Consider the following 21,230-nt stretch of genomic DNA (forward strand, 5'->3'; position numbering starts at 1 on the left):
CGCTCGAGCGCGCAGCGGTCGTAAGATCTCTGGGTCTGCTTCGCAGCCCAGCGGGAGCAAGCTCCCTCGCCACATGGAGATCGCGTCGCCGGACGGGTCAGAACTTGTAACCCAACCCCACCATGTAGACGAATGGATCCACGTCCACGTCAACCTTGGCCCGCGTTCCGCCGGCCACCGCGTTGTTGTCGACATAGGCGGTGGTGTCGATGTCGATGTAGCGGACCTGGCCGTTGATCATGATGTTGTCCGTCAGCATGTAGTCGGCGCCGACTTGCCACGCCATGCCCCAGCTGTTGCTCGCCCGGAAGTTGCTGAAACCGTTGGCGCTGGCGTCGCTGCCGACGTGTTCGTCATAGATCCAGGTGTAGTTGATGCCGGCGCCGACGTAAGGCTGGAAGGCCGACTTGGCGTCGAGCGGGTAGTAGACCAGGCTCAGGGTCGGCGGCAAGTGCTTGAGTGTGCCGAGCTTGCCGTTGGCCGCGCCCAGGGCGGTGCCTTTGATTTTCACGTCGTGCTCGAATGGCGAGGCCGCCAGCAGCTCGATCCCCCAATTGTTGGTGAGCATGTAGGCGAAGTTCAGGCCCAACTGAGTGTCGCTGCTCATGGTCGCCTTGCCGCCCAGGTCGGCACCGGCCAGCGGGCCACGGTCGACCTTGACGCTGGAACTGTCGGCATCCGGATTGACGGTGATGGCGCCGGCGCGAACGATGATATCGCCGGCGGTATGGGCCTGGGCGAGTGGTGCCGCGAGCGCGAGGGCGACGAGGGAAGCGCTGAGCAGAGACTTTTGCATGGGGGCTCCGGGGAACATTCAAAAAGGATGTCCCATGTTACGAAGCCGTCTGGAGCGGTCTTTTGACTCAGCTCAATGAAAGTGTGATGAGTGGGTCTTGAGGCTTCGCGAGCAGGCTCGCTCCCACAGTGGATCGGTTGTGAACACGAATCTTGTGTCCGACGCAGAACCCGGTGGGAGCGAGCCTGCTCGCGAATGCTATTTCACTGGAAACCATCGGCTACCAGATTCACTCCGGCAGCTCATACACGTAAATCTTCTGCGCCTCCATCTGATACCCGGCATCGGCCAGTTCACTGGTGGATGGCTTGACCTGCATCGGCCCTTCCACCCAGTACGGTTGATAAAGCTCGTCGAGCTTGACCCCGACTTCGCTTTTCACGTGCACGATCTGGTTCGACGGCGGAGGCGGCACGTGGATGCAGGCGCCGAAATACGGCACCAGCAGGAAGTCCGTCGTGCGGCCTTCCTCGCTGACTTCCAGCGGCACGATATAACCCGGCAAGCGAATCTGCTGGCCGTCCAGGGCCTTGACCACCGGGGCGTTGGGCATGTCCTGCCGGGCCGCCGGCGCGGACTCGGCGGCCAGGGCGTCGCTCATTTTCGACAGGTCATGCAAGGGCGTCATGTTCGGCACTTCCGGCGGCGCGTCCGGCGGGATCATTTCCGACCAGGCCAGGTCTCTCGGCTCGGCCGCCCACAATGGCAGGCTGACCAGCATCAACAGCGCAAGCAGGGCGCGGGGCATTTTCAACGTCCTCATAAACGGATCGACAGGCCATCGGCCAGCGATTGGCGATAGGCGCGCCAGGCCGGCACGCTGCCCATCAGCAGGGCGGCGACCAGAATGCCAGCCAGCAGCGTCCATTCATACTCGCTCGGCCAGCTCAGGGGCAGATACAGGCCGTAGGCCGACTGCACGTAACCCTGGGCGACGGCGATGCCGATGTACAGCAAGGCCAGCCCGGCGATGACTCCGGCCAAGGCCAGCGCAAAGGCTTCGAGCACCAGCAGCGTCGCGATGTGCCACGGCCGCGCGCCGACCGAGCGCAGGATTGCCATTTCCCGGCGGCGCTCGTTGAGGCTGGTGAGGATCGCCGTGAGCATGCCGATCAAGCCGGTCAGCACCACGAACAGTGAAATCACGAACAAGGCCTTTTCCGCCGTGCCCATCAGGCTCCACAACTCTTGCAGCGCCACACCGGGCAGGATCGCCAGCAGCGGCTCGCCACGGAACTCGTTGATTTCCCGTTGCAGCGCAAAGGTGGAAATCTTGCTGTTGAGGCCAAGCATGAACGCGGTGATCGCCTTGGGCGTAAGGTCCATGTTGCGGGCCTGGTCGGCGCTGATACGGCCGTTGCCCTGGGCCGGTACGCCATTTTTCCAGTCGACATGGATCGCCTCCATGCCGCCGAGGCTGATGTGCAGCGTACGGTCCACCGGCGTGCCGGTGCGCTTGAGAATCCCGACCACGGTGAACGGTTTGTCGTCATGCTTGACCAGGCTGATGGCCGCCACGCCGTGGGCCAACACCAGCTTTTCCCCGAGTTTGTAATGCAGCGCCTCGGCCACTTCAGCTCCGAGCACCACTTCGAACGGATCGCTGGCGAATGCCCGGCCGTCCGCCAGTTCCAGATGCTGCCGGCGACCGTACTGGTAATGCTCGAAATAGGCCTCGGTGGTGCCCATCACCCGATAACCGCGATGGGAATCGCCAAGGGACATGGGGATCGCCCATTTCACTTTCGGGTTGTTGGCGAACTGCTCGAAGCTGTCCCAGCGAATGTTATTGGTGGCGTTGCCGATGCGAAACACCGAGTACAACAGCAGGTTCACCGAACCGGAGCGAGCGCCGACAATCAGGTCGGTGCCGCTGATGGTGCTGGCGAAACTGGCCCGCGCCTCGGTACGCACGCGCTCCACGGCCAGCAGCAGGCAGACGGAGAGGGCAATGGCAAAAGCGGTGAGGATCGCCGTGAAGCGGCGGTTCGCCAGGCTGGCCATGGCTAGACGGAACAAATACATCTCAGACCTCGAGTGGCGTGGCGGCGCGATTGAGATCGGCCAGCGAGAGGTGGCGATCGAACAGCGGCGCCAGGCTCTGGTCGTGGCTGACAAACAGCAGGCTCGAACCGGCTTCGCGGCATTCGGCGAAAAGCAGCCGCAGGAAGTTTTCCCGGGCGTCGTAATCCAGCGCCGAGGTCGGCTCGTCGGCAATCACCAGTTCCGGTTGGCCGATCAGGGCGCGTGCGGCGGCGACCCGTTGTTGCTGGCCGATGGACAATGAGTCGGCGCGGCGATCCAGCAGGCTCGAATCGCTCAGCCCGAGGTGAGCCAGCAGCGTGGCGGCGGCTTGGTCGACGCTGCCATGGCGTTGCTTCGCCCGTTGCGCGCGTAATGCCGAGAAATGGCACGGCAGCTCGACGTTTTCGCGCACCGAGAGAAATGGCAGCAGGTTGAACTGCTGGAAGATGTAGCCGGTATGGTCCACGCGAAAGCGGTCGCGGCGGCCGGCGCCCAGTTCGCTGAGCTCCTGGCCGAGCAGGCGGATGCTGCCGCGATCGGGTGTTTGCACACCGCCCAGCAGCCCCAGCAACGTGGTCTTGCCGCTGCCGCTGGGGCCCTTGAGGAACAGGGTTTCACCGGCCTCCAGGCGAAACGCCGGGATATCCAGCAAGAGCGGATGCCCGGGCCAGCTGAAGCCCAGGTCGGACAGTTCGATGAGTGCTTGGGTCATGTCGCCGATTTTTCAATGTTCAGAGGTAATTTGGGACCTGTGGGAGCGGGCTTGCTCGCGAAAGCGGCGGGTCAGACTGCATTAATGCCGATTGTGCCACCGTCTTCGCGAGCAAGCCCGCTCCCACCCAGGCTCGCTCCCACATCGGGATTTGCGGATCAGAATTTCAGTGCCGGCGCCTTTGCCGTCACTTCAACACCTTGCTGACCGCTCGGGCTGATCAGTTGTACCTGAATTTTCTGGGTGGCCGGGAAGGTTTTGAACAGGGTCGCCAGGTCCAGGTTCTTCAAGGTGCCCGGAACCGCGCAGGTGAATTGGTAGTGGGCATGGATCTCGCTGTGCTCGTCGTGATGCTCGTCGCCGTCTTCATCGTGGTCTTCATGGTCCGGCTCATCGCCGAAAAGCGGGCTCTCCAGCTCCTGCTGGGCCACGGTGCATTTGGCCGCAGCCGGCAGGTTGAACAGCGCCAAGGGTTTTTCCAGCTGCGCCCGCACGGCGGCGACCTTGGCCTTGTCGGCATCGCTGGTGGCGGCGTGTTCGAAGCCGACCAGGTTCATCGCCGGGCTCTCCAGCTCCAGTTCCAGGGTCTGGCCGTCCAGCGCGGCGTTCAGCCGAGCGACGCCGTGTTCATGGGCGGCGAGGCTGCCGTGCTCATGGTCATGGTCGTGGTCATGCTCGACGGCCGCGTGAGCGACAGCCAACGGCAGCAGGGCGAACGGCAAAGCGAGAAGCAGACGACGCATGACGAGTCTCCGGAAAGGTTATGTAATCTTATAACGAAAGTGCGCAGAGTTTGACCGTCTGCTTGGCGTCGCGCAAGGCCCATGGGAGCATGCGTAGATGAAATCTTCAGGAGCACGGTGATGTTGCGGATACGCGGAACCGTCGGCGAGTGGCCGGTGGACTTGACGATCGAGATGGATGAAGGCGACTGGGCGCAGCTCGGCGCGCAGTTGCAGGTGGCCAAGTCCGAGGTTGCGACGACACCGTCGGCCAGGCCGGCGAGTCAGGACGATGCCCAATGGCAGATCGCCAAGGAGCTGCTGCGCAAGGCCGGGCAATTGACCGGCCCGGACTTGCTGGAGCAGCTGGAAGGCCTGACCGGCAGCGCTTCGTCCGGCAAGCGGCTGTTGGTGCGCCTGCGCCACAGCGCCGAGGTCAAGGTGCTGAGCGGCGGGGATACGCCGCTCTACAGCTGGGTCGGTCAGTAAAGCGCGGCGAACAGCTTGCGGCGATAGGTCGTCACCAGTGGGTGATCATTGCCCAGCAGCTCGAACACTTGGAGCAAGGTCTTGTGCGGCAGGCCTTCGCTGTAGCTGCGATTGCGGATGAACAGCTTAAGCAGCGCATCGAGGGCGGGTTCGTACTGCTGGCGCGCCAGTTGCTGGATCGCCAGTTGATACACCGCTTCATCATCCTGTGGATCTTTCGCCAGGCGCCCTTTCAGGTCGGCGGCGTCCGGCAGGTCCTTGGCCAGGCCGAGGAACTGGATCTGCGCCTTGGCACCGGCCAGTGCGGCCTTGTGCTCGTCACTTTTCACGGCATCCAGAACTGTCTGCGCTTCGTCCAGCTCGCCGCGCTCGGTCAGGCAGCGGGCATAGAGGATCAGCGCCTTGGCGTTGCTGTTGTCTTCCACCAGCAGTGCCTTGAGCAGGGCTTCGGCGTCGGCGAAACGCCCGTCGTCGAACAGCGCCTGGGCTTGTTCCAGCGGGTCGGCGGCGGCTGGCGGCGGCATCTGCACATGGGGTTCGAGCATTGCCCGCACCGCCGATTCCGGCTGGGCACCGGCAAAGCCGTCGACCGGCTGGCCGTCCTTGAACAACACAACGGTGGGCAGGCTGCGAATGCCGAAGCGGGCGACGATGTCCTGCTCGATGTCGCAGTTGACCTTGGCCAGCAGCAGTTCACCCTGGTAGCTCTCGGCGATGCCTTGCAGCATCGGCATCAGGGCCTTGCACGGCGCACACCACTCGGCCCAGAAATCCACCAGCACCGGTTTGTGGAAGGAGTTGGCGATTACCGACTGGTCGAAATCGGCAGTGGTGGCGTCGAAGATGTAGGGCGTGTCCTGGGTCATGGGAAGTCTCGTAGAACGCTTGAATGGGGCAACTATACGGCTTGGTGGGGGATGGCTGAAAGCGGGGTGGCTTTGAGAGGTGTATTGATTGGCCGGGCCCCATCGCGAGCAAGCTCGCTCCCACAAGGGATCTCAAACGATCATGCGACCTCTGTGGGAGCGAGCTTGCTCGCGATGCTTTTAGGGCCGGCGCCGCGCGTGGTACAGGCTCACATGCCGAAACTCCTCCGGCTCGGCCAGGTCCGGCAAGGTCATGGCCTCGAACATCTCAATACGGCGATACAGCGGATGCTGGAAATCGCGCACCCGGGAGTCCGCCACCAGCGCCTCGCGGCCACGGCTGAGGAACTGGTCGAGCAACGGCAGGTTGGCCCGGTCATAAAGCACATCGGCGACCAGGATCAGGTCGAAGCGATCAGCTTCGGCGAAAAAGTCCGCTGAATAATTCAGCTCTACGCCGTTGAGCAAGGCGTTGGCCCGTGACGCGGCAAGCGCCAATGGATCCAGGTCGCAGGCCACCACTTCGCGCGCCCCGGCCTTGATCGCCGCGATACCCGCCACGCCGGAGCCGGCGCCGAAATCCAGTACCCGCTTGCCCTCGACCCACTGCGGGTGTTCGGCCAGGTAGCGTGCCAGCGCCAGGCCGCTGGCCCAGCAGAAACTCCAGTAGGGCGGTTCGTGGAGGATGCGGCGGGTTTCCTCCGGGCTGAAGGCGCGGTCCATGTTCTCGCCGTCGATCAGCCACAACGCCAGGTCGGTGCCGGGTAGCGCACAGGACACCAGGCGCGCATCGCCCAGCAGCTCGATCAAGGCATCTTGCAGATGTTGCGGTGCCTTCATGGAGCTTTGACGAATTGCAGGACGCCCAGCGCCTGGGTGGTCGGTTGCGTGATGCGTTGTTCCGGCAGATGCAGGATCAGTTGGCCGGACTGGCTGGCGCGGCCGCGCAACTCGACACGGGCGCCGACCGGGAACGCTTCCGGGTTGAAGCGCAGGCGAAAGGGCAGCGCCTGGTTGGTACCGATCAGGCTGGAGCTGGCGAGCAGTTGTTGCGGGCGGTCCTTGTCATCGATCACCAGTAGCGCCAGTTCGACTTCGGCGCCGGCCGGTACGCCTTGCAGGGTGCCGCTCAATTCCCGCTGATGGGCCGGCAGCGGGCCAAGCTCGGTGGCCTGCCGGGCCTTTTCCTGGGCCTGTTTCGGCGCTGGGGCCGGGGGGGGGGCAGCGGGCTTGGGGGCGTCGCTGCTGCACGCCATCAGCAGGCTGAAGAGACTGAGCAAAACGAGCGATCGTAGCGGCATGGGTGGCTCCAGCAAGGTGAATTCCGTGGGTCTTACAATAGGCCCGTCTGTATACCGTAAACCCTATGGCTTGTCTTGCCAGTGGGATGCGCTACCATGGCCCTCCCTTTTTTTGTTGCCTGCCACCATGCACTGTCCCTTCTGCGGTGCCAACGACACCAAAGTCATCGACTCGCGACTGGTCGCCGAGGGCGAACAGGTCCGCCGCCGCCGCGAATGCCTGGCCTGCGGCGAGCGTTTCACGACGTTCGAGACCGCTGAACTGGTGTTGCCGCGCCTGATCAAGACCGACGGCAGCCGCCAGCCGTTCGACGAAGAAAAACTGCGCGCCGGCATGCAGCGCGCCCTGGAAAAACGCCCGGTGAGCGTCGAGCGCCTGGAAGCGGCGCTGGTGCACATCAAGCACAAGCTGCGCGCGACCGGCGAGCGTGAGGTCAAGTCCCTCGTCGTCGGCGAGCTGGTCATGGCCGAACTGCAAAAGCTCGATGAAGTGGCCTATATCCGCTTCGCCTCGGTGTACCGGCGTTTCCAGGACCTCAACGAGTTCCGCGAGGAAATCGACCGCCTGGCCCGCGAACCGGTGAAAGAATGACCGGCGCGGCGCAGCAGGCCGTCCTCGACGCCCACTACATGGCCCGCGCCCTGGAACTGGCGCGGCGCGGTCACTACAGCACCCACCCCAACCCCCGGGTCGGTTGCGTGATCGTGCGCGACGGGGTGGTGGTCGGCGAAGGCTGGCACATCCGCGCCGGTGAACCCCATGCCGAAGTCCATGCCCTGCGCGCCGCCGCTGACAAGGCCCGGGGCGCGACGGCCTACGTGACCCTCGAACCTTGCAGCCATCATGGGCGCACGCCGCCCTGCGCCGATGCGCTGGTCAATGCCGGCGTGGCGCGGGTGGTCGCGGCAATGCAGGACCCTAATCCGGAAGTCGCCGGGCGCGGCCTGCAACGTCTCGCCCAGGCCGGCATCGCCACACAAAGCGGCGTGCTCGAAGGCGAAGCGCGCAAGCTCAACGAAGGTTTTCTCAAGCGCATGGAGCACGGCCTGCCGTTCGTGCGGGTCAAGCTTGCCATGAGCCTGGATGGCCGTACCGCCATGGAAAGCGGCGAGAGCCAATGGATCACCGGCCCCGCCGCTCGCTCGGCGGTGCAACGCCTGCGCGCCCAGGCCAGCGTGGTGCTGACCGGCGCCGATACGGTGCTGGCGGACAACGCCCGGCTGACCGTGCGTGCCGATGAGCTTGGGCTGGACGCCGAGCAGACCGCGTTGGCCATGAGCCGTCCGGCGCTGCGGGTGCTGGTGGACGGTCGTCTGCGGGTGCCGCTGGATGCGCCGTTCTTCAGAGCCGGCCCGGCGCTTGTCGCTACCTGCATGGCGGTTGAGGAACAGTACGCCAACGGCCCTGAATGCATGATCGTCGCCGGGGAAGATGGCCAGGTCGATCTGCATCGCCTGCTGCTGGAGCTGGCGGCCCGTGGCGTCAATGAGGTGCTGGTGGAAGCCGGCCCGCGCCTGGCGGGTGCTTTCGCCCGGCAGGGGTTGGTCGACGAATTCCAGATTTTCATCGCCGGCAAGTTCCTCGGATCCACGGCGCGGCCATTGCTCGATTGGCCGCTGGCGCAGATGAAAGACGCGCCGCAGCTTCAAATCACCGACATTCGCGCCGTGGGCGATGACTGGCGAGTCATCGCCGTCCCCGCTCCGCAGGCCAGCGTATAATTCCCGGCTTTCGCGCAAGCGACGGTCCGTTCTCGAGGAGGACTCCATGTTTACCGGCATCATCGAATCCATCGGCAGCATCCGTGCACTCACTCCCAAGGGCGGCGATGTACGGGTCCACGTCGAAACCGGCAAGCTCGACCTGAGCGACGTCAAGCTGGGCGACAGCATCGCCGTGAACGGCGTCTGCCTGACCGCCGTGGAACTGCCGGGCAATGGTTTCCTGGCGGACGTCAGCCGGGAAACCCTCGACTGCACCGCGATGAACGACCTCAAGAGCGGCAGCCCGGTCAACCTGGAAAAAGCCCTGACCCCGACTACCCGCCTGGGTGGGCATCTGGTCAGCGGTCATGTCGATGGCGTCGGTGAAGTGGTGTCGCGTACCGATAACGCCCGGGCCGTGGAGTTTCGTATCCGCGCGCCGAAAGAACTCGCCAAGTACATTGCCCACAAGGGCTCGATCACGGTCGACGGCACCAGCCTGACCGTCAACGCGGTGGATGGTGCCGAATTCCTGCTGACGATCATCCCGCACACGCTGAGCGAAACCATCATGGCCTCGTACCGGCCTGGTCGCCGGGTCAACCTTGAGGTCGACCTGCTGGCCCGTTACCTGGAGCGCCTGCTGCTGGGCGACAAGGCTGCCGAACCTGCGGCCGGTAACATCACTGAAAGCTTTCTGGCCGCCAACGGCTACCTCAAATCCTGACCCAAGGGGGTGCCGCGTGGCGCTCAATAGCATCGAAGAACTGGTTGAAGACATCCGCCAAGGCAAGATGGTCATCCTCATGGATGACGAAGACCGCGAGAACGAAGGCGACCTGATCATGGCCGCCGAATGCTGCAAGGCCGAACACATCAATTTCATGGCCAAGCACGCCCGTGGCCTGATCTGCATGCCGATGACCCGCGAGCGCTGCGAGCTGCTGAAGCTGCCGTTGATGGCGCCACGTAACGGTTCCGGATTCGGCACCAAGTTCACCGTGTCCATCGAGGCCGCCGAGGGCGTGACCACCGGTATCTCCGCCGCGGACCGGGCGCGTACCGTGCAGGCCGCTGCGGCCGCCGACGCCAAAGCCGAAGACATCGTCAGCCCTGGCCACATCTTCCCACTGATGGCCCAGGCCGGCGGCACCCTGGCCCGCGCCGGCCACACCGAAGCGGCGTGCGACCTCGCGCGTATGGCCGGTTTCGAGCCCGCCGGCGTCATCTGCGAAGTGATGAACGACGACGGCACCATGTCCCGTCGCGCCGAGCTTGAGGCCTTCGCTGCCGAGCACGACATCAAGATCGGCACCATTGCCGACCTGATCCACTACCGGATGATCCACGAGCGTACCGTTCAGCGGATTGCCGAGCAGCCGCTGGACAGCGAACTGGGCCAGTTCAACCTGGTGACCTACCGCGATTCGGTGGAAGGCGACGTGCACATGGCGCTGACCCTGGGGACCGTGTGCGCCGAAGAACCGACTCTGGTTCGCGTGCACAACATGGACCCACTGCGTGACCTGCTGATGGTCAAGCAGCCGGGCCGCTGGAGCCTGCGCGCGGCCATGGCCGCGGTAGCCGAGGCCGGCAGCGGCGTGGTGCTGTTGCTCGGGCACCCGCTCGATGGCGATGTGCTGCTGGCGCACATTCGCGAAACCACCGAACATCAACCGGTGAAAAAACCGACCACCTACAGCATCGTCGGGGCCGGTTCGCAGATCCTGCGCGACCTGGGCGTACGCAAAATGCGCCTGATGAGCGCACCGATGAAATTTAATGCGATATCCGGTTTCGATCTGGAAGTTGTAGAATACGTGCCCTCCGAATAATGGCCTGCGGATTCCGGCATTATTGTTCACTCAAGGCTTGTTAGATTTATCTGTGGCGAGGGAGCTTGCTCCCGCTGGGCTGCGTAGCGGCCCTTCTTGGGGGTGCTGCGCAGCGGCCCCGTTATGGGCGCTGCGCACCCAAGCGGGAGCAAGCTCCCTCGCCACAGAAGACGTGCAAGTGAACGAGATGATGGATCTGCGGCGCTGTATTCGAGACTAATATCACTGAGGAGCACGTATAGAACGTGCTCCGGCTCTTTAAGAGAACTGACGAATGACCCTGAAGACCATCGAAGGTACCTTCATCGCCCCCAAGGGCCGCTACGCGCTGGTAGTCGGCCGTTTCAACAGCTTTGTGGTTGAGAGCCTGGTCGACGGTGCGGTCGATGCCCTGGTTCGCCATGGCGTGAGCGAAGGCGACATCACCATCATCCGTGCCCCTGGCGCCTTCGAAATTCCGCTGGTTGCGCAGAAAGTTGCACAAAAAGGTGAGTTTGCGGCGATTATCGCCCTCGGCGCGGTCATTCGTGGCGGTACTCCACACTTCGAATACGTGGCCGGCGAATGCACCAAGGGCCTGGCCCAGGTGTCCATGGAATTCGGCGTACCGGTTGCCTTCGGCGTGCTGACCGTTGATTCCATCGAACAAGCCATCGAACGTTCCGGCACCAAGGCCGGTAACAAAGGTGCCGAAGCTGCCCTGTCCGCCTTGGAAATGGTCAGCCTGCTGGCGCAGTTGGAGGCCAAGTGATTAGCGACGAAAGCGATCGTTTCAATCCGCGCGAGCCGAAACCGGCCGACGCCGGCAAGCCTTCGAAGAGCGTCAAGCGCCGCGAAGCCCGTCAGCTCGCGACCCAGGCCCTGTACCAATGGCACATGGCCAAGCAGTCGCTGAACGAGATCGAAGCGCAGTTTCGCGTCGATAACGATTTCAGCGATGTCGATGGCGCATACTTCCGCGAGATCCTGCACGGCGTCCCGGCCCACAAGACCGAAATTGATATCGCCCTGGCGCCTTGCCTGGACCTGACCATTGATGAACTGGACCCGGTTGAGCTGGCCGTGTTGCGCCTGTCCACCTGGGAGCTGATGCAGCGCGTCGACGTACCGTACCGCGTGGTGATCAACGAAGGGATCGAGCTGGCGAAAGTCTTCGGTTCCACCGATGGTCACAAGTTCGTCAACGGCGTACTCGACAAGCTCGCCCCGCGTCTGCGTGAAGCCGAAGTGAAGGCGTTCAAGCGCTGATTGGCGCTTGTAGCGGCTATGGGCGAATTTGAGCTGATCCGTCACTACTTTGCCGCCGCTGCCTGTGCGCAGGGCGGCGAGGGCGTTGCGCTCGGAATCGGCGACGATTGCGCCCTGCTGGCCGTTCCTCCCGGGGAACAGCTCGCGGTATCCACCGACACGCTCGTGGCCGGTGTGCATTTTCCAGACCCTTGCGACCCGTTCCTGCTCGGCCAGCGCTCGCTGGCCGTGGCGGTCAGCGACCTGGCCGCCATGGGCGCCAGTCCTCTCGCCTTTACCCTTGCCCTGACCTTGCCGACGGTGGCCGCCGATTGGCTGCAGGCGTATGCCCGTGGCCTGAACCAGATGGCCCAGGCTTGTGGTGTAGCGCTGGTGGGGGGCGATACCACCCGCGGGCCGTTGAGCCTGACCATGACCGTGTTCGGCCGCGTGCCGTGCGGCCAGGCGCTGACCCGCAGCGGCGCGCAACCTGGCGATCTGCTTTGCGTCGGTGGTGACCTGGGCAACGCCGCTGGCGCATTGCCGCTGGTTCTCGACGAGCGCAGCGCTGAGCCTGCTATCGCCGAGCCGCTGCTGGCGCATTACTGGTCGCCACAACCGCAGATCTGCCTCGGCCTGGCGCTACGGGGCAAGGCCAGCGCGGCGATGGACATTTCCGATGGGCTGTTGGCGGACTGCGGGCATATCGCGCTGGCATCCGGCGTGGCGTTACGGGTTGAACGGGACCGGTTGCCGTTGTCCAACGCTCTGTTGGCGTTTGGCCTGCCGCAGGCACAACATGCCGCCCTGAGTGGCGGCGACGACTATGTGTTGCTGTTCACCCTGCCGCCGGTCCGATTGTCGGCACTTCTCGCCGAAGGCTGGCCGATTCATGTGGTCGGCAGTGTCACGGCGGGGCAGGGCGTCATGCTGGTCGACAGTCTTGGACAGGACATCACCCCGCCAATCCGGGGCTATCAACATTTTCGGGAGACACCGTGACAGATCATCCCAACCAGGTTCCGGCAGAATTCGTTCCGCCCTCGGTCTGGCGCAATCCCTGGCATTTCATGGCGTTTGGCTTCGGTTCGGGCACGTTGCCCAAAGCGCCAGGCACATGGGGCTCGCTGGTTGCGCTACCCTTCATACCGTTGTGGCAGATGTTGCCGGATTGGGGCTACTGGCTGATGCTCGGCATCACCATGCTGTTCGGCTTCTGGCTGTGCGGCAAAGTGGCGGATGATTTGCGGGTGCACGACCATGAAGGCATCGTCTGGGACGAGATGGTCGGCATGTGGATTACCCTGTGGCTGGTACCGGAAGGCTGGTATTGGTTGTTGACGGGTTTCCTGGTGTTCCGCTTCTTCGATATCCTCAAGCCGTGGCCGATCCGCTGGATCGATCGGCATGTACACGGCGGGGTAGGCATCATGCTCGATGACGTATTGGCCGGCGTGTTCGCCTGGCTGGCAATGCAAGGGTTGGTGTGGTGTTTTACCTGAGGGAACCAGGCATGGGCGTAAGCCGCACACTGTTGCTGTTGTTGTGTCTCGGGGCGTTGCTCGGTGTTCGCGTGGCCGAGTCGGCGCCGTTGCCCGGCAAGATCCGCGCGGCCAGCGAGGAGTGGGCCGACTACACCCAGGCGGATGGCCAGGGCATGGCCTGGGATATCCTGCGCGAGGTGTTCGAACCCGAAGGCGTCAAGCTGGAAACCCGCAGCGTGCCTTACACCCGTTCGATCGGCCTGGTGCAGCGTGGCGAAGTCGACGTGCAGGTCGGTGCCTATCGCGACGAATCCGAGGGGGTGCTCTACCCCAATTGGCACTACGACGTCGATCACATCTATGCGTTGGGCCTGGCGTCAAAGCCCTCTCCCACGTTGGCCACGGTGGGCAATTACCGGCTGGTGTGGATGCGCGGGTACGAATACAACAATTATCTGCCGAACATCCGGCGCTTCAATGAAATCCACCGCTCCGTGGGGATCTTGCCGATGCTGGTCCACGACCGTGCCGATTTTTATATCGATGCGTTGATGGAAATCCAGGATGTACTCGCCAAGGCCGACGACCCCCAGCAGTTCAAGCTCTCTGCGCTGATCAACCTGCCGCTGTACCTGGGCTTTGCCGACACCGAAAACGGACGTGCCTTGCGTGCACTGTTCGACCGGCGCATGGACGTGCTGGTGAAAAACGGCCAATTGAAGCCGATTTTCGAACGTTGGAAGCAGCCCTATCCCTTTGACGAGAGTGGCAAGCCACCAAAGCCGTGATCAAACTTTTCGATGGTAATGGTTGATAATTCAGCCTAAGCGTCTGTCGGATCGTGCTGTTACAATGCCCGCCTCTGCGAATCTCCAGTACTAGATCAGGAGCACACCGGTGCCTGTCGTTTTTGTTGCCGCTTCCAAGCTGCCAACACCCTTTGCGCAATTCACCATGCATGGTTTTCTCGATGAAGCCACCGGCCGCGAGCACGTCGTGCTCAGCCTGGGTGATTTCGCCGACGGCGCTCCGGTACTCGGTCGCCTGCACTCCGAATGCCTGACGGGCGATGCCTTGTTCAGCCAGCGCTGCGACTGCGGCTCGCAACTCGAAGCGGCCCTGCAGGCCATTGCTCGCGAGGGCCGTGGTGTACTGCTGTACCTGCGCCAGGAGGGCCGCGGCATCGGCCTGTTGAACAAGATCCGTGCCTACGAGCTGCAAGACGGCGGCGCCGATACTGTCGAAGCCAACGAGCGCCTCGGGTTTGCCGCCGACTTGCGTGACTACAGCATTTGCCAACCGATGCTCGAACACCTGGGCATCAAGTCGTTGCGACTGATGACCAATAACCCGCGCAAGGTCAAGGCATTGACCGACATGGGCGTGGTGGTGGCGGAGCGCGTGCCGCTGCATACCGGGCACAACCCGCACAACAAGCTTTACCTGGCAACCAAGGCCAGCAAGCTCGACCACATGATGGGCAACGAGCACCAGGGCGAGGTCGACCGGGCGTGACGCGTGGTCAGGTTCGGCGGCGGCTGGCCGTCAGTTGGTGGCAATACCTGGCGCTGGCGTTGCTGCCGCTGTTCGTGATCAACGCGGTGTTTGGCCAGGGCGAAGCGATTCTGCCGGTATTGGCGATGCCGTTGTTTATCGCCGGCGTGGCGTCGATGTTTGTCAGCCTGCGATTTTTCGGCGGTTATAAAAACGCCCTGGTCGCCACGCAGAAATCCCTCGATACACCGGAAGAACCCCAAGCCTGGATCACTCTCGCGGCTCGGCGTCGCGCAGCGTTTCTGGCGGCAGGCCTGCCGGCGTGGATTGGCGCGCTGGCGGTGTTTGTCGGGTTGGAAGCGGTACCGCTGATGCTCCTGGCGTTATCCACGGCGGTGCTGTTCTACCTGTACCGCATCCCGCGCCAGCTCGGCTGATGCGTCTCTGGCTGGCGGTTCTGCTGCTGGCCGCCAGCGCTTCGACGGCGGCGGCCAATCGTGTCGTCAGCCTGGCGCCGTCGCTCTCTGAAATTGTCGTTGAACTAGGCTCCGCCGACCTGCTGGTGGGTGTGCTGGACGGTGGCGATCGTCCACCGGTCCTGAAGGACCTGCCGTCGGTGGGCCGTTATGGCCAGCTGGATATGGAGCGCTTGCTTAGCCTCCAGCCCGATCTGCTCCTGCTCTGGCCCGGCAGTATCGGCCCGGCCCAGCGCGAACAGCTCAAGGGCCTGGGCATTCCGATTTATATCGCCGAGTCCCACAGCCTCGACCAGCTCCTCCACCAAATCGAAGACATCGCCGCCCAGCTCGGCCGCCCGGAGCGGGGCGTGCAACGAGCGGCGCAATTGCGTGAGCGTCTTGAGGCATTACGCCAGCGCTATCGAAGGGATACGCCGCTGCCGGTGTTCTATCAGGTTTGGGATCGGCCGCTGTACACCGTGGGCGGCCGACAGATCATCAGTGATGCGCTGTCAGTGTGCGGCGCGCGCAACGTCTTTGCAGACCTGGACCTGCCGGCGCCGCAAGTGAGCGTGGAGTCGGTATTGCAGCGCCAACCGCAGGTGGTCCTGGCTACGGAGCAGGCGCAGCTTGACGCCTGGAAAGCCTGGCCGGTGGCGCAGGGGCGGTTGTTGCTGGTCAAGGATAAAGGCCTGGAGCGGGCCAGCGGGCAGATGATCGAGGCGACGGCGCGGTTGTGTGAGTTGATTGCGCCAGACCGTTAGACCGCGGTGCTCCCAATCGCGAGCAAGCTCGCTCCCACAGGGATTCGTGGCGAACGCTGATTTCATATCCGCCACAGATCACCTGTGGGAGCGAGCTTGCTCGCGATGAGGCCAGGCCGGGCACCATAAATCCTGGATCAGAGGGAAGGCGTCCAGGTCACCCCAAACAACCACGACCGCCCTTCCTCCCGATACCCATACTGTCCCCCGTCATGGCTATACAGCGCCCGGCTGTAATTCTGGTCCAGCAGGTTATCGACCTTCATCTCAAGCTTCACTTCCCGGCTCAACGCCCAACTGCCGCGCACTCCGAGCAGCGCATAGCCGCCCAGGGCGTTGCGGTTGTTTTCATCGTCGTAACTGCTGCTCACCGCTTGCCAGCTCGCGCCGAGGCCGAGGCGGTCGAATTGCCGGTCCAGGTCCAGGCTCAACGTGCGGCGGGCGCGGCGTGCCAGGGTGTGGCCGCTGTCGCGGTCGCGCGGGTCGATGATCGCCAGGCCGAGGTTGCCCTGCCAGCCGAACAGTTCCTGCCGGTAGGCCATTTCGAAACCGTTGATCCGCGCCGAAGCGACGTTCTGCGGCCGTGAGTTGCTGCCAAAGATGATCGCGTCTTCCAGGTTCGTGCGGTACAGGGACGCTTCCAGGCGAGCGCTGTCGCTCAGTTGGCTGCGCCATTGCAATTCGTAGCTTCTGGCCGTCTCGGGTTTCAGGTCCGGGTTGCTGAAGTCCGGGTAGTAAAGATCGTTGAAGGTCGGCGCGCGGAAGCTTTCGCTGTAGGTCAGCAACACGTCGTTGGTCGGGTTGACCGGCAGGGTAAGGGTGCCGCTCCAGCTGTTCTGGCCGCCAAACTGCTGGTTCTGATCGCGGCGCAAGCCCAGCTCGGTCGAGAACGTTTCGGCCTGGAAGCGGTGCTGGATGAATGCCGCACGATTCCAGCGGCTGTCTTCGTCGAACGGCGTGCTGCTGTTGACGCGGTCCTGGTACCAGTCGCCGCCGAGGATCAGGCTGTTGCGTTCGTCCAGGGTCACGTCGTTCTGCCAGGTCAGCGAGTCGCGATAAGTGTTGAACACCTCCCGGACATCGCTGAGCTTGTCGAATGTTTTTTCCCTGTTCTCGCTGTGGCCCAGCTCGAGGCGGGATTTCCACGCGTCGTTGATCCGCCCATCGACATAACCGCTGAAACTGCTGACCGCAAATTCACTGTAGGGCTGTTGGGGCAGCGACTCGAAAGTGTTGGAGTCGAAGCGGCCGAACGGGTTGTCGTATTCGCTTTTGCCTCGGTTATCCAGCAGGTTGAGGCCAACTTCCAGGTCGTCGCTGGCTGCATGGCTCAGGCTGAGACTGAAGGACTGGTTGCGGTTGGCATCGGCGTCGCGGTCGCTGGCGTAGGACTCATGGGTCCGATTGCTCCCCTCGCTTTCGTCGAGGCTGGCGCCCAGGTTGAAACGGGTCTGCTCGTCGCCACCGGACAGGCCGAGGCTGCGCTCCCAGGTCTGATGATTGCCGACGCCCATATGCAGGCGTGGCTGCAGGCCTTGTTGGGCGCCGCGACGGGTAAAAATCTGAATGACCCCGCCCACCGCATCGGCGCCGTAGATCACCGAGCGCGAACCGCGCAGCACTTCCACCCGTTCGATCTGGTTGATGTTCAAGCGTTGCAGATTGCTGTCGCCGGAGGTCGCGTTGCCGATGCGCTGGCCGTCCACCAGCACCAGGCTTTGGGCCGACTTGGTGCCGCGAATGTAGATTCCCGGCAGGCTGCCGCGCCCGCCCAACGGTGCCACCTGTACGCCGGGCACGCGGCTGAGCAGGTCGGTGACAGTGGCCGGTTGCAGGCGTTCGATGTCGTCGCGGGTGAAGATTGTGTTGGCGGCGCTGCTGTCATTGCGCGCCTCGACCTGGCGATTGGCGCTGATCAGGATGTCAGGCAGCTTGAGGGCCTGGTCGCGTTCGAAGGTCTCGGCGAGCAGGTCGGCGGCGGGTAGCAGAGAGAGGGCGAGGGCGAGGCGGAGTTTCATGGGTGTTCCGTTATGACTGGGTCCACATAAACCAATGTGGGAGCGAGCTTGCTCGCGATAGCGGAGTGTCAGTCAACTAATGCTCGGCTGATACACCGCTATCGCGAGCAAGCTCGCTCCCACAGGGGCTTGTGTTGGCTGTACTTACAAGCCCAGCAACTGCAACCGCAGCCGCACCGCCGCTTCGATCCCCACCTCGTCCAGCCCGCATTCGGCGAGCATCTGCGCCGGCTTGGCGTGCTCGACGTAGATGTCCGGCAACCCCAGGTGCAGCACCGACTTGAGGATGTTTTCCCGGGCCAGGAACTCGCTGACCGCCGCGCCGGCGCCGCCCATGATGGCGTTTTCCTCGATGGTCACCAGCAGTTCGTGGCTGCCGGCCATCTCGCGCACCAGGGCTTCGTCCAGCGGTTTGACGAAACGCATGTCCACCACGGTGGCGTCGAGTTTTTCGGCGACCTTCAAGGCTTCCGCCAGCTGTACACCAAACACCAGCAGGGCGGTTTGCTTGCCGTGGCGGCGGATTACGCCCTTGCCGATCTCGATCGGCTCCAGGTCGCTTTCGATCGTTGCATTCGGGCCGGTGCCACGCGGGTAGCGCACCGCCGCCGGACCGTTGAACAGGTGGCCGGTGGTGAGCATCTTGCGCAATTCGTTCTCGTCGCTCGGCGTCATCACCAGCATGCCGGGGATGCAGCGCAGGTAAGACAAGTCGAAGCTGCCGGCGTGGGTCGGGCCGTCTTCACCCACCAGGCCCGCGCGGTCAATGGCGAACAGCACGTCGAGGTTCTGCACTGCGACGTCATGCACCAGTTGGTCATAGCCGCGTTGCAAGAACGTCGAATAGATCGCCACCACCGGTTTGGCGCCTTCGCAGGCCATGCCGGCGGCGAGCGTAACGGCATGCTGTTCGGCAATTGCCACGTCGAAATAACGCTGCGGGTAACGTTCGCTGAACGCCACCAGGTCCGAACCTTCCTTCATCGCCGGGGTAATGCCCACCAGGCGCGGGTCGGCGTCGGCCATGTCGCACAGCCATTGGCCGAACACGCCGGAATACTTCGGTCCGCCGGCCTTTTTCGGCGCGGCGGCGGGGGCATCCAGGGGTTCGAGCTTGGTGATCGCGTGATAGCCGATCGGGTCGACTTCCGCCGGAGCGAAGCCTTTGCCTTTCTTGGTGACCACGTGCAGGAACTGCGGGCCCTTGAGATCGCGCATGTTGCGCAGGGTGGCGATCAGCGTCGGCAGATCGTGGCCGTCGATGGGGCCGATGTAGTTCCAGCCCAGCTCTTCGAACAGCGTGCCGGGGACCAGCATGCCCTTGGCATATTCTTCGGTACGGCGGGCGATTTCCCAGGCGCCGGGCAGGCGCGACAAGACCTTCTTGCTGCCTTCGCGCATGCTCGCATAGGTGCGGCTGGAGAGGATCTTCGCCAGGTAGTTGGACAAGCCGCCGACATTGCGCGAGATCGACATGTCGTTGTCGTTGAGGATCACCAGCATGTTGGCGTCGACTTCAGGGGCGTGGTTCAGCGCCTCGAAGGCCATGCCCGCCGTCAACGCACCATCGCCGATCACGGCGATCGCCTTGCGTTCGCTGTTCTGCAGCCGGGCGGCAATGGCCATGCCAAGGGCAGCGCTGATGGAAGTGCTGGAATGACCGACGCCAAAGGTGTCGTACTCGCTCTCGGAACGGCGCGGAAAAGCCGCGATGCCGTCCTTCTGGCGCAGCGTGCCCATGCGGTCGCGGCGGCCGGTGAGGATTTTATGCGGGTAGGCCTGATGGCCAACGTCCCACACCAGGCGATCGTCCGGAGTGTCGAAGACGTAATGCAGGGCGATGGTCAGCTCGATGACGCCCAGGCCAGCGCCGAAATGCCCACCGGTCTGGCCGACCGTGTAGAGCAATTCCAGGCGCAACTCATCGGCCAGGGTTTCCAGCTCGGCTTCACCCAGCCGACGCAGGCCGTCCGGCGTGTTGGCGCGGTCCAGCAAGGGCGTGGCCGGGCGTGTGCGGGGAATCTCTTGGAACGTCGTGGGCATCAGGCGAATCGTTATAGGTATAAAAGAGGCGGCAGTTTACCTTATGCATCGCAAGCTGCCCACGCGTTGGCCGGAACTTGGCCGATACGCACATGTAATTGGGTTGACCGTGTATCAGCTGCGTCGTTCGACGATATAACGCGCCAGCTCGCGCAACGGTTCGGCGGCCGCGTCAAAGGGTCGCAGCGCGTCCAGGGCCTGGTCGCGCAGCTCCATCGCGTAGGCCTTGGCGGCCTCGAGTCCGAGCAGGGCCGGGTAGGTCGGCTTGTCACGGGCGATGTCGGCGCCCTGGCGTTTGCCGAGAGTCTGGGTATCGCTTTCGACGTCGAGAATATCGTCCTGCACCTGGAAGGCCAGGCCGATGGCCCGGGCGTAGGTTTGCAGGGCTTGCAGCTGTTCAGGCGTAGCCCGGCCGCTGGCCAGGGCGCCGAGCCGGACGCTGGCTTCGATCAGCGCGCCGGTCTTGTGCCGATGCATGTATTCCAGGGCGTCCTGGTCGAGTTTCAAGCCCACCGAACCGAGGTCGATGGCCTGGCCGCCGACCATGCCAGCCGGGCCTGCCGCTTGTGCCAGGGCGCTGATCATGTCCAGGCGAACCTCTGCCGGGCAATTGCTCAGGGCCGGGTCCAGCAGGGCGCTGAAAGCCAGGCTTTGCAAACCGTCGCCTGCGAGGATCGCGCAGGCTTCGTCGAATTTCTTGTGCGTGGTCGGCTGGCCGCGACGCAGGTCGTCATCGTCCATGGCCGGCAAGTCGTCGTGCACCAGCGAATAGGCGTGGATCAGCTCCACCGCGCAGGCCGCGCCGTTGGCCTGCTCGGCAGCGCCGCCAAGGGCTTCGCACGCGGCATAGGCGAGCAACGGACGCACGCGCTTGCCGCCGTTCATCACGCTATAGCGCATGGCTTCGTAGAGCCGCGCCAGTTCAGGGCTCGGGGCGGCGAACAAGCTGTCCAGCGCGGCATTGACCCGGGCCTGACTGCTGGCCTGATACGCGCCGATCATTCAGGCTGTTCCGCGTCGAACGGTTCTTCGGTCAGCTCGCCGTCGCGTTCCAGCAGCAGTTGCACTTTCTGCTCGGCCTGGGCCAGCGCCGCCTGGCAGTCGCGAGTCAAGCCGATACCCTGCTCGAAAGCGGTCAGCGAGTCTTCCAGCGACAGTTCGCCGTTCTCCAGGCGTTCGACCAGCGCTTGCAGGTCGGCCAGAGATTGTTCGAAATCCAGTGCAGCTTTCTTGCGGGCCATGGCGGCTATTCCGGTTGACTGTTAAACCGGCGCGACACTAGCAGACATGGG

At 63.7% G+C, this 21,230-nt stretch carries 25 protein-coding genes; 13 read left to right on the top strand and 12 right to left on the bottom strand.

Translation table 11 applies throughout. The features are described from left to right. Positions 1-97 precede the first annotated feature (97 nt). From J3P89_RS02935 to J3P89_RS02955, 5 genes are all read right to left on the bottom strand, one after another. Positions 98-796 carry an OmpW/AlkL family protein gene (locus tag J3P89_RS02935; protein ID WP_434696664.1) on the bottom strand — a complete coding sequence of 233 codons (699 nt, stop codon included), beginning with the start codon at positions 794-796 and terminating at the stop codon, positions 98-100. Positions 797-1,025: 229 nt separating this feature from the next. Next, positions 1,026-1,544 carry a DUF3299 domain-containing protein gene (locus J3P89_RS02940; RefSeq protein WP_434571515.1) on the bottom strand — a complete coding sequence of 173 codons (519 nt, stop codon included), beginning with the start codon at positions 1,542-1,544 and terminating at the stop codon, positions 1,026-1,028. Positions 1,545-1,555: 11 nt separating this feature from the next. Then, complete coding sequence (locus J3P89_RS02945; protein WP_434696665.1) at positions 1,556-2,821, bottom strand: ABC transporter permease; 1,266 nt, start codon at positions 2,819-2,821, stop codon at positions 1,556-1,558. A gap of 1 nt (position 2,822) precedes the next feature. After that, positions 2,823-3,533, bottom strand: coding sequence for an ABC transporter ATP-binding protein (locus J3P89_RS02950; RefSeq protein ID WP_434696666.1), 711 nt, complete (start codon positions 3,531-3,533; stop codon positions 2,823-2,825). A 158-nt stretch (positions 3,534-3,691) separates the two neighbouring features. Then, positions 3,692-4,276, bottom strand: coding sequence for a DUF2796 domain-containing protein (locus J3P89_RS02955; RefSeq protein ID WP_434696667.1), 585 nt, complete (start codon positions 4,274-4,276; stop codon positions 3,692-3,694). A gap of 120 nt (positions 4,277-4,396) precedes the next feature. Here J3P89_RS02955 and J3P89_RS02960 point away from each other — a divergent pair, with 120 nt between their 5' ends. Beyond that, positions 4,397-4,744, top strand: coding sequence for a hypothetical protein (locus J3P89_RS02960; RefSeq protein ID WP_434627832.1), 348 nt, complete (start codon positions 4,397-4,399; stop codon positions 4,742-4,744). Here J3P89_RS02960 and trxA read toward each other — a convergent pair. The 3 genes from trxA to J3P89_RS02975 all read right to left on the bottom strand — a co-directional run bounded on the left by trxA (position 4,738) and on the right by J3P89_RS02975 (position 6,911). Beyond that, positions 4,738-5,610, bottom strand: coding sequence for a thioredoxin (gene trxA, locus J3P89_RS02965; protein WP_434696668.1), 873 nt, complete (start codon positions 5,608-5,610; stop codon positions 4,738-4,740). The genes J3P89_RS02960 and trxA overlap by 7 nt on opposite strands. A 180-nt stretch (positions 5,611-5,790) precedes the next feature. Further along, positions 5,791-6,450: a class I SAM-dependent methyltransferase gene (locus J3P89_RS02970; protein WP_434696669.1), complete on the bottom strand. Its 660-nt coding sequence runs from the start codon at positions 6,448-6,450 to the stop codon at positions 5,791-5,793. Then, complete coding sequence (locus tag J3P89_RS02975; protein ID WP_434696670.1) at positions 6,447-6,911, bottom strand: YbaY family lipoprotein; 465 nt, start codon at positions 6,909-6,911, stop codon at positions 6,447-6,449. The genes J3P89_RS02970 and J3P89_RS02975 overlap by 4 nt, the downstream gene beginning before the upstream one ends. Positions 6,912-7,038: 127 nt before the next feature. Between J3P89_RS02975 and nrdR the strand changes: the two genes are divergently transcribed. The 12 genes from nrdR (at position 7,039) to J3P89_RS03035 (ending at position 15,877) form a co-directional block, all read left to right on the top strand. After that, entirely contained in the window at positions 7,039-7,503 is a 465-nt protein-coding gene (nrdR, locus tag J3P89_RS02980; RefSeq protein WP_013694316.1) for a transcriptional regulator NrdR, read from the top strand. Then, on the top strand, positions 7,500-8,633 hold the full coding sequence (ribD, locus tag J3P89_RS02985) for a bifunctional diaminohydroxyphosphoribosylaminopyrimidine deaminase/5-amino-6-(5-phosphoribosylamino)uracil reductase RibD (RefSeq protein WP_434627844.1): 1,134 nt from the start codon (positions 7,500-7,502) through the stop codon (positions 8,631-8,633). Before nrdR ends, ribD begins: the two co-directional genes overlap by 4 nt. Before the next feature lie 46 nt (positions 8,634-8,679). Beyond that, positions 8,680-9,342: a riboflavin synthase gene (locus tag J3P89_RS02990; RefSeq protein ID WP_092204487.1), complete on the top strand. Its 663-nt coding sequence runs from the start codon at positions 8,680-8,682 to the stop codon at positions 9,340-9,342. 16 nt (positions 9,343-9,358) lie between these two features. After that, complete coding sequence (gene ribBA, locus J3P89_RS02995; protein WP_434696671.1) at positions 9,359-10,450, top strand: bifunctional 3,4-dihydroxy-2-butanone-4-phosphate synthase/GTP cyclohydrolase II; 1,092 nt, start codon at positions 9,359-9,361, stop codon at positions 10,448-10,450. A gap of 274 nt (positions 10,451-10,724) precedes the next feature. Beyond that, positions 10,725-11,201, top strand: a complete 477-nt coding sequence (gene ribH / locus J3P89_RS03000) for a 6,7-dimethyl-8-ribityllumazine synthase (protein WP_039594266.1) — start codon at positions 10,725-10,727, stop codon at positions 11,199-11,201. Beyond that, positions 11,198-11,698: a transcription antitermination factor NusB gene (gene nusB, locus J3P89_RS03005; protein WP_434696673.1), complete on the top strand. Its 501-nt coding sequence runs from the start codon at positions 11,198-11,200 to the stop codon at positions 11,696-11,698. The genes ribH and nusB overlap by 4 nt, the downstream gene beginning before the upstream one ends. Before the next feature lie 18 nt (positions 11,699-11,716). Further along, positions 11,717-12,679, top strand: coding sequence for a thiamine-phosphate kinase (gene thiL / locus J3P89_RS03010; RefSeq protein ID WP_434696675.1), 963 nt, complete (start codon positions 11,717-11,719; stop codon positions 12,677-12,679). Continuing rightward, on the top strand, positions 12,676-13,179 hold the full coding sequence (locus J3P89_RS03015) for a phosphatidylglycerophosphatase A family protein (protein ID WP_030140455.1): 504 nt from the start codon (positions 12,676-12,678) through the stop codon (positions 13,177-13,179). The genes thiL and J3P89_RS03015 overlap by 4 nt, the downstream gene beginning before the upstream one ends. An 11-nt stretch (positions 13,180-13,190) precedes the next feature. Further along, entirely contained in the window at positions 13,191-13,949 is a 759-nt protein-coding gene (locus J3P89_RS03020) for a substrate-binding periplasmic protein (protein ID WP_434696676.1), read from the top strand. A 109-nt stretch (positions 13,950-14,058) separates the two neighbouring features. Next, positions 14,059-14,676: a GTP cyclohydrolase II gene (gene ribA / locus J3P89_RS03025; RefSeq protein ID WP_305498489.1), complete on the top strand. Its 618-nt coding sequence runs from the start codon at positions 14,059-14,061 to the stop codon at positions 14,674-14,676. Beyond that, a complete protein-coding gene (locus J3P89_RS03030; protein ID WP_434627853.1) occupies positions 14,673-15,092 on the top strand; it encodes an MFS transporter in 420 nt (139 codons plus the stop codon). The genes ribA and J3P89_RS03030 overlap by 4 nt, the downstream gene beginning before the upstream one ends. Further along, on the top strand, positions 15,092-15,877 hold the full coding sequence (locus J3P89_RS03035; RefSeq protein WP_434696677.1) for a cobalamin-binding protein: 786 nt from the start codon (positions 15,092-15,094) through the stop codon (positions 15,875-15,877). Before J3P89_RS03030 ends, J3P89_RS03035 begins: the two co-directional genes overlap by 1 nt. Positions 15,878-16,014: 137 nt before the next feature. On the opposite strand, the gene J3P89_RS03040 is transcribed toward J3P89_RS03035, so the two are convergent. The 4 genes from J3P89_RS03040 to J3P89_RS03055 form a co-directional block, all read right to left on the bottom strand. Then, complete coding sequence (locus tag J3P89_RS03040; RefSeq protein ID WP_434696679.1) at positions 16,015-17,895, bottom strand: TonB-dependent receptor domain-containing protein; 1,881 nt, start codon at positions 17,893-17,895, stop codon at positions 16,015-16,017. 144 nt (positions 17,896-18,039) lie between these two features. Beyond that, on the bottom strand, positions 18,040-19,938 hold the full coding sequence (gene dxs / locus J3P89_RS03045; protein WP_434696681.1) for a 1-deoxy-D-xylulose-5-phosphate synthase: 1,899 nt from the start codon (positions 19,936-19,938) through the stop codon (positions 18,040-18,042). Between the two features lie 114 nt (positions 19,939-20,052). Continuing rightward, on the bottom strand, positions 20,053-20,940 hold the full coding sequence (ispA, locus tag J3P89_RS03050; RefSeq protein WP_434627865.1) for a (2E,6E)-farnesyl diphosphate synthase: 888 nt from the start codon (positions 20,938-20,940) through the stop codon (positions 20,053-20,055). Further along, positions 20,937-21,179, bottom strand: a complete 243-nt coding sequence (locus J3P89_RS03055) for an exodeoxyribonuclease VII small subunit (RefSeq protein ID WP_305498501.1) — start codon at positions 21,177-21,179, stop codon at positions 20,937-20,939. The genes ispA and J3P89_RS03055 overlap by 4 nt, the downstream gene beginning before the upstream one ends. Between the last annotated feature and the right edge of the window lie 51 nt (positions 21,180-21,230).

The organism is Pseudomonas sp. Z1-14 (assembly GCF_051132005.1).
Taxonomy (GTDB): Bacteria; Pseudomonadota; Gammaproteobacteria; order Pseudomonadales; family Pseudomonadaceae; genus Aquipseudomonas.